Origin of the sequence: Micromonospora sp. WMMD1120 (genome assembly GCF_029626235.1) — a bacterium.
GTDB lineage: Bacteria > Actinomycetota > Actinomycetes > Mycobacteriales > Micromonosporaceae > Micromonospora.
Genome location: NZ_JARUBO010000005.1, coordinates 2492546 through 2505573 on the forward strand (window position 1 = coordinate 2492546; position 13028 = coordinate 2505573).

Consider the following 13028-nt stretch of genomic DNA (forward strand, 5'->3'; position numbering starts at 1 on the left):
GCGGCGGCTGACGTCAGGAGGATTCGCGCGCGGCCGGGCCGCTGCCGAACAGCACGTCGTCCCAGCTCGGCAGCCGCTTACGCGGCTTGCCCGCCGCGTCGGTGGACTCGCCGCCGGCGGCCGCCGCCGCGGCACCCGTGCGACGCGGTCGCAGCACCGCCAGCGACGGCACGGCCGGCACCTCCTTGGGCGCGTCCGAGTCGTCGTCGAAGGCCGAGCCCTGGCCGCCGCCGAGCAGCGCCGCGGCGCCACCGCCGACCGGTCGCTGCCGGGGCGCGTCCGACCCGGCGAGAGCAGCCGGGGTACGCGGCTCGAGGCCACGACCCGAAGAGGGACCGAGCGGGCGGTCCAGGGAGGCGAGCAGCGCGTCCCGGCCGGCCCGGATCGGGTCCCGACCCGGGCGCGGGTGCTCGGAGGCCGCCGGCAACCCGTGCCCGCCACGGCTCGGCTCACCGCGCGACGGACCGGGCAGAGCGTGCCCGCCCCGCTCCGGCGCCGGCTCCTGGCCGAGGATCGGCGTGGGCCGCTCGGCGCACAGGTACTGCGCCATGTCGTCGTGCGGCGTGACCGACTGCCGGGTCTTGTCGAGATCCCAGATGGCCTGGGCGGTGGCCTTGCCCGAGGGCCAGGTGGCGATGATCCGCCAGGTGCCGTCGTCGCGCCGGTAGGCGTCCCAGGAAATCTTCTCGGTGTCGATCCCGTGCTGGCTCAGCCGGCCGTTGACCACCTCGGCGAGCGGGGTCGGCTTGTCCGCGCCCTTGAGCCGGGTGCGGCGGGCGTGCTGGGCCAGCATCGCCCGCTCCTGGAGCACCGGGCCGGCGTAGCGCAGCACCCGGTCGACCGGAACGCCGGCGATCCGGGCGACATCCTCGGCGGACTCACCGGAGCGGATGCGGGCCTGGATGTCCCGAGGGGACAGTGAGGGGACCGGGTCCGCGGCGGTCGGCGCCACCGCCGCGAGCGGCTGTGCGCCGGGCTCGGCCTGCAACGCGCCGGAGATCCGCTCGTCGATCGGCAGGGCGAGCAGCCGCCCGACCTCGTCGGCGAGAACAAGGGCATGGCCGTCCTCGGAGAGGGCGACGAAGCGTACTGGGCGCATTGCGTTGCCTCCGTCCCGCTTCGCTGGCCGCACGCCACGAGTCGGCCACCCAGGCGTCTCGGACCACCGTACGCGCATCTGCCTCGGGGTGGGGGAAGCGACACCCCGCATGTCGTGAGTGAGCTGCGAGGATGATCACGGTCGGTGTCCGTGGGAGGCCCGACGGACACCGACCGTGACGAACCTCAGAGTCGCTCGATGACGTAGTCGATGGAAGTGGTCAGCGCCTCGACGTCGGACGGCTCGACAGCCGGGAACAACGCCACCCGCAACTGGTTGCGACCCAGCTTGCGGTAGGGCTCGGTGTCCACGATGCCGTTGGCGCGCAGCGCCTTGGCGATCGCCGTGGCGTCCACCCCGTCGGCGAAGTCGATGGTGGCGACCACGTTGGAGCGCAACGCCGGGTCGGTGACGAACGGGGTGGCCACGGCGGACCGCTCCGCCCAGCCGTAGACGGCGGCGGCGCTCTCCGCGGTGCGCTTGGCCGCCCAGGCCAACCCGCCCTGCGCGTTCATCCAGTCGGTCTGCTCGGCGGCCAGGAAGATGGTGGCCAGCGCCGGGGTGTTGTAGGTCTGCTCCAGCCGCGAGTTGTCGATGGCGGTGACCAGGTCGAGGAACGCGGGGATGTAGCGCCCGGACGCCTTGATCTCGGCGGCCCGGTCCAGCGCGGCCGGCGACATCAGGGCCAGCCAGAGGCCACCGTCGGAGCCGAAGCACTTCTGTGGCGCGAAGTAGTAGACGTCGGTCTCGCCGACGTTGACCTCCAGGCCACCGGCGCCGGAGGTGGCGTCGACGAGCAACAGCGCGCCCTCGTCGGCCCCGGCCACCCGGCTGATCGGGACGGCCACACCGGTCGAGGTCTCGTTCTGCGGTGTCGCGTACGCGTCGACGCCGGACTCGGCGACCAGGGTCGGCGCGCTGCCGGCGTCGGCCTTGCGCACCGTCGGCTCGCCCAGGAACGGAGCGTCCTTGACCGACTTGGCGAACTTGGCGCCGAACTCGCCGAAGCTGGCGAACTGGGCCCGGTCCCGGATCAGGCCGAAGGTGGCGACCTCCCAGAACGCCGTGGTGCCACCGTTGCCGATCACGACCTCGTAGCCCTCGGGGAGCGAGAAGAACTCGGCGATGCCGGAGCGCAGTCGGGCGACCTGGTCGCGGACCGTCTTCTGCCGGTGCGAGGTGCCGAGGTAGGAGGTGGCGACGTCGGCGAGAGCGGACACCGCCGCGGGGCGAACCTTGGACGGGCCGCAGCCGAAGCGTCCGTCGGCGGGCTTGAGCTCATCGGGAATCCGGATGATCGGTGCGTCAGCCACGGTCTTGAAGATCCTTCCGCAGGGGCGAGGGCGGGCCGGCGACACTGCCGGCCCTCATCCTCGCACCACCGGCCATCGACAAGGGCTCCGCCCCCGGGGGGGGATGCTGAGGTCTTCGCCACATGCCGGCGGCCCGCACGAGAGAGGGCCCCGCCCGCGCGCCCAGCGCCGGACGGGGCCCTCCCTGGTCGGTCAGACGCCGTGCGGGATCGCCGCCCAGCCCTCGACGTCGGACGGCTTGCGGGTCTCCGGGCCGACGTAGCGGGCGGACGGGCGGACCAGCCGCTGGAGGCGCTTCTGCTCCAGGATGTGCGCGCTCCAGCCGCCCATCCGGGCGCAGGTGAACATAGAGGTGAACATGTGCGCCGGCACCTCGGCGAAGTCCAGCACCACCGCCGACCAGAACTCGACGTTGGTGGCCAGCACCCGGTCCGGACGGCGGGCCTGAAGCTCGGCGAGGGCGGCCTTCTCCAACGCCTCGGCGATCTCGAAGCGCGGCGCGCCCAGCTCCTTGGCGGTGCGCCGGAGCACCCGGGCGCGCGGGTCCTCGGCCCGGTAGACCCGGTGGCCGAAGCCCATCAACCGCTCACCCCGGTCGAGGACGCCCTTGACGTAGCCCTCCGCGTCCCCGCTGCGCTCCACCGCCTCCAGCATGCTGAGCACCCGGGAGGGGGCGCCGCCGTGCAGCGGGCCGGAGAGGGCGCCGATGCCGGAGGAGATGCAGGCCGCCGCGTCCGCCCCGGTGGAGGCCACGATGCGGGCGGTGAAGGTGGACGCGTTCAGGCCGTGCTCGGCGGCCGAGATGAAGTACGCGTCGACGGCCTTCACGTGTCGCGGGTCGGGCTCGCCGCGCCAACGCTTCATGAACCGCTCGACGATCGTCTGCGCCTTGTCGATCTCCTTCTGCGGCACCGCCGGCAGCCCGAGGCCACGGGCGGACTGGGCGACGAAGGAGAGCGCGGTCACCGAGACCCGGGCCAGATCCTCGCGGGCCTGCTCGTCGGAGATGTCCAGCAGTTGGTTGAGACCCCAGTACGGGGCGAGCATGGCGACCGCCGACTGCACGTCGACGCGGATGTCACCGGAGTGCACCGGCACCGGGAACGGCTCCGCCGGCGGCAGACCCGGCCCGAACCGGCCGTCGACGAGCAGGGCCCACACGTTGCCGAACGACACCTGGCCGATCAGATCCTCAATGTCGACGCCGCGGTAGCGCAGCGCGCCGCCCTCGCGGTCCGGCTCGGCGATCTCGGTTTCGAAGGCGACGACGCCCTCCAGCCCGGGTTTGAAATCGGCCATGTCGTTCTCCTGGATCTGGTCGGTGCGCCCGATCAGCTCATCCGGCCCGATCGGCCGAGCGCCTTAGGCGACCCTCAGGGATGTGTGCGGAACATCTTGCCTGCTGAGTAAGGGATACGCGACCCACCGCGACTGTGCCGCACACGACATCCCCGGACGCGCATTCTCCGCCCCGCTCGGTGAGACTGGGCAGGGCGGGCTGGCCAGCGTGGCAGAGCGTGGCCGGGACGCCGAGAAGGAGTGGGGACGTGACGGGCGACACACCTGCCCCGGCCGCGATGCGTAACGAGTACGCCGCGGACCAGGGCCTGACCGAAGCTGACCTGGCCGACGACTGGCACACCCAGTTCGCCGGCTGGTTCGCCGACGCGGTGGCCTTCGGGCTGCCCGAACCGAACGCCATGGTGGTGGGCACCGCCGACCCGGCCGGCCGGCCGAGTGGGCGCACGGTGCTGTTGAAGGGGTACGACAGGGAGGGCTTCGTCTTCTTCACCAACCACCTCTCCCGCAAGGGCGTCGAGGCGTCCACCAACCCGTACGCCAGCCTGGTCTTCCCGTGGTTCCCGATGCAGCGTCAGGTGGTCGTCGCCGGACGGATCACGCCGGTCGACCGCGCGACGACGGAGGCGTACTTCGCCAGTCGGCCGCGCGGCTCGCAACTGGGCGCCTGGGCCAGCCCGCAGTCGGCTGTGGTGTCGGGCCGGGCCGCGCTGGAGCAGCGGTACCGGGAGGCGGCCGAGCGGTTCGCCGACCAGGCCGAGATCCCGGCGCCGGAGCACTGGGGCGGGCTGCGGGTCCACCCCGAGTCGGTGGAGTTCTGGCAGGGGCGGGCCGGCCGGTTGCACGACCGGCTCCGTTTCCGCCGCCGGCACGGGGGCGACTGGATCGTCGAGCGGTTGGCGCCGTGACGGGTGTGCAGGAGGCCCGGCCGCGCGGAGCGCGCCGCTGGGCGATCGACGTGCGCCCGCTGCGCGTGCCGGCGTACCGGCGGCTCTGGCTCGGCAACACGGTGGCGATGTTCGGCTTCCAGTTCACCGCCGTCGCGGTGCCGGTGGAGATGTACGCCCTCACCCGGGACTCGTTCTGGGTGGGCCTGCTGGGCGTGGCGGCGTTCGTACCCCTGCTGGTCTTCGGGCTCTGGGGTGGTGCGGTCGCCGACGCCCGTGACCGCCGTGCGGTGCTGCTCGGTGGGTCATTGTTGCTTTGGGCATCCACTCTCGGGCTGTTGGTCCAGGCGCTGCTGGACGTGGGCAGCCCGGTGCTGCTGCTGGCGTTGATGGCGGTGCAGTCGGTGGCGTTCGCGATCAGCTCGCCGGCCCGCAGCGCCATGCTGCCCCGCCTGGTCCCGGAGGAGCTGGTGGCCTCGGCCACCACGCTGAACTACACGACCTTCACCGCCGCCTCGGTCGCCGGGCCGCTCGCCGCCGGCCTGATCCTCTCCGCCTCGCCGGACACCTCGGTGGTCCTGCCGATCGCGTACGGGTTGGACGCGGTGCTCTTCACGGCGATGCTCTGGGCGGCGCTGCGCCTGCCCGCGCTGCCGCCCGAGCCGAGCGCCGACGGCCAGGCCCGCCGGGCCGGCCTGGCCAGCGTCGTCGACGGGTTCCGCTACCTGGCGACCACACCGGTGCTGCTGCTGTCGTTCGCCGTGGATCTGATCGCGATGATCCTGGCCATGCCACGGGCGCTCTTTCCGGAGATCGCCAACGAGCGGTTCGGCGGTGGCGGAGCTGTCGGGCTCCTCTACAGCGCCATCGCGATCGGGTCGATGATCGGCGGGTTGACCTCCGGCTGGATCGGCCGGCTCCGCCGGCAGGGGCTCGGCCTGGTGCTCGCCGTGGTCGGCTGGGGTCTGGCCATCGCCGCGGCCGGGCTGGCCCAGCAGCTCTGGCTGATGGTCGTGCTGCTCGCCGTGGCCGGTGCCGCCGACCTGGTCAGCGCGGTGCTGCGTCAGTCGATGCTGCTGGTCTACGCGCCGGACCGGATGCGCGGCCGGCTCCAGGGCGTCAACACGGTGGTGGTGGCGGGCGGTCCACGCCTGGGTGACCTGCGCGCCGGCACCATGGCCGCCGGTCTCGGCGGTGGGGTGGCCTGGGTGGCCGGCGGGCTCGCGTCGGCGGTGCTCGTGGTGGTGCTCGCCGTCGCGTTCCCGGCGCTGGTGCGCTACCGGGCGGCGACGGCGTCGAGCGGGGAGCGGGCGTGACCGGTTAGGGTCGCCGGCATGGAAAGCCCCGAGCCGCGCCCGTTGTCCGGCGCCCAGTGGACCATCTCCGCCGCCGGTCAGGAGGCCGTCATCGTCGAGGTGGGCGGTGGGCTGCGAACGTACCGGCACGACGGTGTGGACCTGCTCGACGGGTACCGGACCGACGAACTGTGCGCCGGTTCGACCGGACAGGTGCTGGCGCCGTGGCCGAACCGGATCCGCGACGGCCGCTACTCGTTCGGTGGCAGGACCCACCAGCTCGCGCTCACCGAGCCGGAGCGGCACGTGGCGATCCACGGCCTGGTCAACTGGGTGCCGTGGCGTCTCGTGGAGCAGTCCGACGACGCGGTGACGCTCGGCCACGACCTGTCGCCGCAGCCCGGCTACCCGTGGCCGTTGCGGCTGCGCAGCCGGTGGAGCGTCGACGCGGACGGGCTGCGCGCCGAGCACGAGGTCACCAACATCGGCGTCGAGCTGGCGCCGTTCGGGTTCTCCGTGCACCCGTACCTGCAACTGCCGGGCGTGGCGGTGGACGACCTGGTGCTGCGGCTACCCGCCCGGAGCCGGGTCGTGGTGGACGGTCGCCTGCTGCCGGTCGGGGTCACCCCGGTGGCGGGCACCGAGTACGACTGGACCAGCCCGCGCCGGATCGGCGGGATCGAGCTGGACGACTGCTTCGGACGGGTGATCCGGGACGCCGACGGCGGCTCGTCGGTGAGCCTGGCCGCGCCGGACGGCTCCGCCGGGGTGAGCATCTGGGCGGATGCCGAGTTCGGTTGGTGGCAGGTGTTCACCGGCGACGCGCTCACCGGTGAGCGGCATCGGCGCTCGGTGGCCATCGAGCCGATGACCTGCCCGCCGGACGCGTTCCGGTCGGGCAAGGATCTGCTCACCCTCAAGCCCGGCGAGACCTGGCGGGGCGCCTGGGGCATCCGCCCCGGAGCCTGATGGAGTTCGCCGAGGTCGTCCGCCGCCGGCGGATGGTGCGCAACTACGACCCGGACCGGCCGGTCCCGCCCGAGATCGTGGACCGGCTGCTCGACCACGCGGTCCGCGCGCCGTCGGCCGGCTTCGCGCAGGGCTGGGGCTTCCTGGTGTTGGAGGAGCCGGCCGACCGGGAGCGGTTCTGGACGGCCACCACACCCGACGGCGGTGGGCGGGAGCGGTGGCTCGCCGGGATGCGTCGCGCGCCGCTGATCGTGGTGCCGCACGCCAACCAGTCGGCCTACCTGCGGCGGTACGCGGAGCCGGACAAGGGCTGGACCGACCGGTCCACCGATCGGTGGCCGGTGCCGTACTGGCACGTGGATACCGGCTTCGCCGCTCTGCTGATGCTGCTCACCGCGGTGGACGAGGGTCTCGGGGCGTGTTTCTTCGGCATCCCGGCGCAACGGCTCGCCAGCTACCGGGACGCGTTCGGGGTGCCGGCGGAGTACCAACCCATCGGTGCCGTCACAATCGGTTACCGGGCGGTCGATCATCGGTCACCGTCGTTGCGGCGCGGGCGCCGTCCGATGGACGAGGTCGTCCGGCGTGGCCGGTGGAGCTGAGGGTGTTGCCCCGTTCGTCGGACTTGAGGATCGGACGAGCGGTAGTGAAACTGACATCAGGGAGCAGAACGCTGCGTGCGCTGGGCCGCTAGGCTGGCACGGTCATCGGTGCCGCGCCGCGCGGTGCCCGCCGCGGCCCGGCTCGGCGCCGTCGGTCGGCCCGGCCACGGGGAGGGGAGCGTGCCGTCGTGATCTTCAGAGCGGTCCGGGACGGGCGTCCCTATCCGGAGCACAATCTCACGCTCAAGCAGTGGGCGGAGATCCCGCCGCGCCCGCTGCGCCTGGATCAGATGATCACCACCAAGCGTGAGCTGGCGCTCGACAAGCTCCTCGCGGAGGACTCCACCTTCTACGGCGACCTCTTTCCGCACGTCGTGCAGTGGAACGGTGGGCTCTACCTGGAGGACGGCCTGCACCGGGCCCTGCGCGCCGCCCTGCAACAGCGCAACCAGATCCACGCGCGGGTGCTGGTGCTCTCCGAGTCGACCGAGTGACGAGCCCTTCTTCCGCGCACTGAACCTTCGTTAGGGTGGCGCCCATGACCGCTGCGCTGGACCTGCTCGACCTGGACCCGTCGCTCAGCGAGGAGGAGCGACAGATCCGGGACGTCGTCCGTCGGCTCGTCGACGACCGGGTGCGCCCGCACGTCGCCGACTGGTACGAGGACGGCCGGGTGCCCGTGCGGGAGCTGGCCCGCGAGTTCGGCAAGCTCGGCCTGCTCGGCATGCACCTGACCGGCTACGGCTGCGCCGGGTCGTCCGCCGTCGCCTACGGGCTGGCCTGCCAGGAGTTGGAGGCCGCCGACTCCGGCGTCCGCTCCCTGGTCTCCGTGCAGGGGTCGCTCGCCATGTACGCCATCTGGCGCTACGGCAGCGAGGAGCAGAAGCGGCGCTGGCTGCCGTCGATGGCCAGCGGCGAGGCAATCGGGTGTTTCGGTCTGACCGAACCGGACCACGGCTCGGACCCGGCCTCGATGACCACCCGGGCCCGCCGGGACGGCGGCGACTGGCTGCTCGACGGCGGCAAAATGTGGATCACCAACGCGCCGGTCGCGGACGTCGCGGTGATCTGGGCGCGTACCGACGAGGGGGTACGCGGTTTCGCCGTACCGATGGACACGCCCGGCGTCACGGCCCGCGAGATCCGCCGAAAGATGTCTCTGCGCGCGTCCAGCACCGGCGAGATCGTGCTCGACGGCGTCCGGCTCCCCGCCGACGCCCAACTGCCCGAGGCGGTCGGGCTCAAGGCGCCGCTGAGCTGCCTCACCGAGGCCCGGTACGGCATTGTCTGGGGCGCTGTCGGCGCCGCCCGGGACTGCCTGGAGACCACACTGGCGTACGCCACCACCCGCACCCAGTTCGGCCGCCCGCTGGCCGGCTTCCAGCTCACCCAGGCCAAGCTCGCCGACATGGCCGTCGAGCTGGTGAAGGGGCAACTGCTCGCGCTGCACCTTGGCCGGCTCGCCGACGACCACCGCCTGCGACCCGAGCAGGTGAGCGTGGGCAAGCTGAACAACGTACGGGAGGCGCTGGCCATCGCCCGGCAGTGCCGCACCATCCTCGGCGCCAACGGCATCTCCGGTGAGTATCCGGTGCTGCGGCACGCCAACAACCTGGAGAGCGTGCTGACCTACGAGGGCACCTCGGAGATCCACCAACTGATCGTCGGGCAGCGGCTCACCGGCCTCTCCGCGTTCGCCTGACCTGCTCTTTCGCGGGTTCCTGACGCTCAGCGCGCGACTGTCGTATCGGGGCCGTACCGTCATTGACAGACGATGTGTCTGACGAGGACGGTGAGCGTGATGACCCGCGACGCTGACAGCAACGAGCCCACGAGGGAGTTCCCCGGCTACCCGACCGGCGACGATCTCCGGGCGCGGTCGGATGCGACACCCGAGCCGGGCACCGACGCGCCGGGCGGGCCAGGAGGCCCCGGCGGCCCCGGTGGTCCCGGTGGCCCGACGACCGGTGGCTACGGTCCGGGCGGCGGTGGGGCCCGGGGCCTGCTCCTGCTGCTCGGCGCCGCAGCGCTGGCGGTGGTGGTGCTGCTCGGCATCCAGGCGACCGGCATCCTGCCGGAGTTCCGTAACCCGTTCGCCAAGGAGCAGACCGACCGCAGCCAGCCGCCGTTGCTGAAGTCGATCCAGGACCTCAGCCGTTACGTGGCCGCCGAGGGCAACTTCCAGGTCGTCGTCGACACCCAGAACGACAGGCGCAACGTGCCTGACTTCCTCCTCAACGAGCGCACCCTGTTCGTCGGGGCGGGCAGCGTCGAGGCGTACGTCGACTTCACCAAGATCAGTGAGGGTGCCGTCATCCCGTCGGCCGACGGCAAGTCCGTCGAGATCAAGCTGCCCGCGCCGCAGCTCGGCGACACCAACCTGGACATGGAGAAGAGCTACGTCTTCGCCGAGCAGCGGGGCCTGCTCAACCGGCTGGGTGACCTGGTCGGCAACGACCCGAACCGGCAGCAGCAGGTCTACCAGCTCGCCGAGGACCGGATCACCGCCGCCGCCCGCGACAGCGGGCTCTCCGCCCGCGCGGAGGAGAACACCCGCAAGATGCTGGAGGGGCTGCTCCGCTCCCTCGGCTACCAGCAGATCACCGTCACCTACATCGCCCCCTGACCAGCGCCACCCGAACGCGGCAGCGCCCGCCCCGATGTCCGTCGGGGCGGGCGCTGCGGTTTCAGGACGTCGTGTTGATCAGGGCTGGGGTTCGGCCAGCAGCTCGCGCGGCGGCCCCGACGAGCGTCAGTGCGGGGTGGAGGCGAGGTAGCGGTCCTCGTTCGGCATGAGAATCCACAGGATCAGGTAGACGATCACCTGGGTGCCGGGCAGCAGCAGCGACAGCAGAAACAGCAGCCGGACCATCCCGGCGGACATGCCGAACCGCTGACCGAGGCCGGCGCAGACACCGGCGAGCATGCGCCCCTGGCGGGGCCGGACCAGTTTGCGACTCATCGTCGTACTCCCACTCTGCGGCGGTGCGCCGCGTCTGCAATCCACGGTAGAAAGGGATGACCACCCCGCCCTCGGTCCCGAGGAGGAGCGGCGACCCGTGGACCCGTAGGTGCTTTACCCGGGCAACCCCTCCCCGACGCCTCCCCAGGCGATGCCGTGCCCGCGCCGCCGCCCGGGTGGGCGGTGAGCTGGGCGGGTAGGCTGGCTGATCGGCCTTCCACACCCCGGACGGTCGGCACCCATACCCCGGGCGGTGCAGCGGGGCCGGCAGACCGGCGGCCACGACCCGCCCGGGTCCCGTACGCCGGGACGACGGCGAGGAAGCGCAGCCATGATCAGTGTTTTCGACCTCTTCAGTGTCGGCATCGGGCCATCCAGCTCGCACACGGTGGGGCCGATGCGGGCGGCGCGTACGTTCGTCGCCGGTCTCAAGGCTGACGGTCTGCTGACCCACACCGCGCGGGTGCAGGCGGAGCTGTTCGGCTCGCTGGGCGCCACCGGGCACGGCCACGGCAGCGGGCCGGCGGTGCTGCTGGGGCTGGCCGGCGAGTCGCCGGAGACCGTCGACACGGACTCCGTCGGCCCCCGCGTCGAGCGGATCAGGGCCGAACGGCGGATCAGCCTCCTCGACGCGCACGAGATCGGTTTCGACCCGGACCGGGACCTGACGCTGCACCGCCGCCGGTCGCTGCCCTACCACCCGAACGGGATGACCTTCGCGGCCTTCGACGCGGCCGGGGAGCAGATCAGGGCCCGCACCTACTACTCCGTCGGCGGCGGTTTCGTGGTGGACGAGGCCGCGGCGGGAGCGGACCGGATCAAGCCGGACAGCACCCGGGTGCGGTACCCGTTCCTGACCGGCGCGCAACTGCTGGAGGTCACCAGCGCCACCGGGCTGTCGATCAGCGAGGTGATGTTGGCCAACGAGCGTTCCTGGCGCAGTGAGGCGGAGATCCGGGCGGGCCTGCTGGAGATCTGGCGGGTGATGCGGGAGTGCGTGCGGCGCGGTTGCGAGCGGGACGGCGTACTCCCTGGGGGTTTGAAGGTCCGGCGGCGCGCGGCGGAGCTGCGGCGCGGTCTGGACGCGGACGCCGGGACCGCCGACCCGCTGCGCGCGATGGACTGGGTGACGTTGTTCGCGCTCGCGGTGAACGAGGAGAACGCGGCCGGCGGTCGGGTGGTGACCGCTCCGACGAACGGCGCGGCCGGGATCATCCCGGCGGTGCTGCACTACTACAGCCGGTTCGTCGAGGGCGCCGACGACGACGGGGTGGTGCGGTTCCTGCTGGCGGCCGGCGCGATCGGCGTGCTGTTCAAGGAGAACGCGTCGATCTCCGGCGCGGAGGTCGGCTGCCAGGGTGAGGTCGGCTCGGCGTGCTCGATGGCGGCGGCGGGGCTGGCCGAGGCGCTCGGCGGCACCCCGGAGCAGGTGGAGAACGCGGCCGAGATCGGGATGGAGCACAACCTCGGGTTGACCTGCGACCCGGTGGGTGGCCTGGTGCAGATCCCCTGCATCGAGCGGAACGCGGTGGCTAGCATCAAGGCGATCACGGCCGCCCGGCTGGCGCTGCGCGGCGACGGCGTGCACGCGGTGTCGCTGGACAAGGTCATCAAGACCATGCGGGAGACGGGCGCCGACATGAAGGTCAAGTACAAGGAGACGGCGCGTGGCGGTCTGGCCGTCAACGTGATCGAGTGCTGAGCCCGGCCGATTCGGGGCATTCGTTCACCGACTGCTAACCTGTCGTCCGTTTGACGAGGCGGGAGGCTGCGGTGACCTCTGGCGTCGTGGCCCTCTGGTCGCACCGCAACTCGCTGCGCATCCTGGTCCGGCGGGACCTCGCGGTGAAGTATCAGCAGTCGGTGCTGGGCTACTTCTGGTCGCTGATCGAGCCGCTGGGCATGGGGGCCATCTACTGGTTCGTGTTCGGGGTGCTCTACTCCCGGGACACCGGCCGGCACCTCGGCGAGGCCGCCGGGTCGTACCCGCTGTTCCTGATCACCGGGATCTTCGCCTGGATGTGGACCAGTTCGGCGCTGAGCGAGGCGACGAACGCGCTGACCGGCCAGTCCCGTCTGATCACCACGATGAACGTGCCGCGGCAGGTCTTCCCGATCGGCCGGGTCACCGGCCGGTTCGCCGAGTACGTGGCCGGCCTGCCGATCCTGGTCGCCATCGCGGTGATCTACGCCGCGCACGGCCGGATCCATCCCGGCTGGTCGCTGCTGTCCCTGCCGTTGGCGGTGGCGGTCCAGGCCGTCCTGTTGACCGGGCTCGCCCTGCTGCTGTCCGCCTGGAACGTGCTGATGCGCGACGTGGAGCGGCTGATGCGCCTGATCATCAGGGTGCTGTTCTACGCGACGCCGATCATCTATCCGCTCAGCCTGGTCCGGGAGTCCAGCCTGCCCGGCTGGCTGAAGGTCGCGTACGAGCTGAATCCGCTGGTCGGGGTCTTCCAACTGCACCACGCGATCTGGTACCCGGGCGAGTTCCCGAACGTCCGGCTGCTCACCACCACCGTGGCGGGCAGCCTGCTGGTCCTGGTCGCCGGCTGGTGGTCGTTCCGTCGGTTGGAACCCGCAGTGCTCAAGGAACTCTGAG

13 protein-coding genes are annotated in these 13028 nt (G+C 72.1%); 9 read left to right on the forward strand and 4 right to left on the reverse strand.

Annotated elements, in window-relative coordinates; translation table 11 throughout:
• Window positions 1–13: 13 nt before the first annotated feature.
• The 3 genes from sepH to O7634_RS11815 form a co-directional block, all read right to left on the reverse strand.
• A complete protein-coding gene (sepH, locus tag O7634_RS11805) occupies window positions 14–1099 on the reverse strand; it encodes a septation protein SepH (protein ID WP_278150175.1) in 1086 nt (361 codons plus the stop codon).
• 185 nt (window positions 1100–1284) lie between these two features.
• A complete protein-coding gene (serC, locus tag O7634_RS11810; RefSeq protein ID WP_278150176.1) occupies window positions 1285–2412 on the reverse strand; it encodes a phosphoserine transaminase in 1128 nt (375 codons plus the stop codon).
• A gap of 192 nt (window positions 2413–2604) precedes the next feature.
• Entirely contained in the window at window positions 2605–3711 is a 1107-nt protein-coding gene (locus O7634_RS11815; protein ID WP_030329620.1) for a citrate synthase 2, read from the reverse strand.
• Window positions 3712–3989: 278 nt separating this feature from the next.
• Between O7634_RS11815 and pdxH the strand changes: the two genes are divergently transcribed.
• From pdxH to O7634_RS11850, 7 genes are all read left to right on the forward strand, one after another.
• Window positions 3990–4619 carry a pyridoxamine 5'-phosphate oxidase gene (gene pdxH, locus O7634_RS11820; protein ID WP_278153947.1) on the forward strand — a complete coding sequence of 210 codons (630 nt, stop codon included), beginning with the start codon at window positions 3990–3992 and terminating at the stop codon, window positions 4617–4619.
• The gene (locus O7634_RS11825) at window positions 4616–5914 is read left to right on the forward strand and encodes an MFS transporter (RefSeq protein WP_278150177.1); all 1299 of its coding nucleotides are present in this window, start codon (window positions 4616–4618) and stop codon (window positions 5912–5914) included. Before pdxH ends, O7634_RS11825 begins: the two co-directional genes overlap by 4 nt.
• An 18-nt stretch (window positions 5915–5932) precedes the next feature.
• The gene (locus O7634_RS11830) at window positions 5933–6862 is read left to right on the forward strand and encodes an aldose 1-epimerase family protein (RefSeq protein WP_278150178.1); all 930 of its coding nucleotides are present in this window, start codon (window positions 5933–5935) and stop codon (window positions 6860–6862) included.
• The gene (locus O7634_RS11835; RefSeq protein ID WP_278150179.1) at window positions 6862–7464 is read left to right on the forward strand and encodes a nitroreductase family protein; all 603 of its coding nucleotides are present in this window, start codon (window positions 6862–6864) and stop codon (window positions 7462–7464) included. The genes O7634_RS11830 and O7634_RS11835 overlap by 1 nt, the downstream gene beginning before the upstream one ends.
• A gap of 188 nt (window positions 7465–7652) precedes the next feature.
• A complete protein-coding gene (locus O7634_RS11840) occupies window positions 7653–7958 on the forward strand; it encodes a type II toxin-antitoxin system VapB family antitoxin (protein WP_278150180.1) in 306 nt (101 codons plus the stop codon).
• A gap of 44 nt (window positions 7959–8002) precedes the next feature.
• A complete protein-coding gene (locus tag O7634_RS11845; protein WP_278150181.1) occupies window positions 8003–9166 on the forward strand; it encodes an acyl-CoA dehydrogenase family protein in 1164 nt (387 codons plus the stop codon).
• A gap of 99 nt (window positions 9167–9265) precedes the next feature.
• Window positions 9266–10090, forward strand: a complete 825-nt coding sequence (locus O7634_RS11850; RefSeq protein ID WP_278150182.1) for a DUF4230 domain-containing protein — start codon at window positions 9266–9268, stop codon at window positions 10088–10090.
• A gap of 126 nt (window positions 10091–10216) precedes the next feature.
• On the opposite strand, the gene O7634_RS11855 is transcribed toward O7634_RS11850, so the two are convergent.
• Complete coding sequence (locus O7634_RS11855; protein ID WP_278150183.1) at window positions 10217–10426, reverse strand: PspC domain-containing protein; 210 nt, start codon at window positions 10424–10426, stop codon at window positions 10217–10219.
• 331 nt (window positions 10427–10757) lie between these two features.
• Here O7634_RS11855 and O7634_RS11860 point away from each other — a divergent pair, with 331 nt between their 5' ends.
• Window positions 10758–12128 carry an L-serine ammonia-lyase gene (locus O7634_RS11860; RefSeq protein ID WP_278150184.1) on the forward strand — a complete coding sequence of 457 codons (1371 nt, stop codon included), beginning with the start codon at window positions 10758–10760 and terminating at the stop codon, window positions 12126–12128.
• A gap of 71 nt (window positions 12129–12199) precedes the next feature.
• Entirely contained in the window at window positions 12200–13027 is an 828-nt protein-coding gene (locus tag O7634_RS11865; RefSeq protein WP_278150185.1) for an ABC transporter permease, read from the forward strand.
• Window position 13028 lies beyond the last annotated feature (1 nt).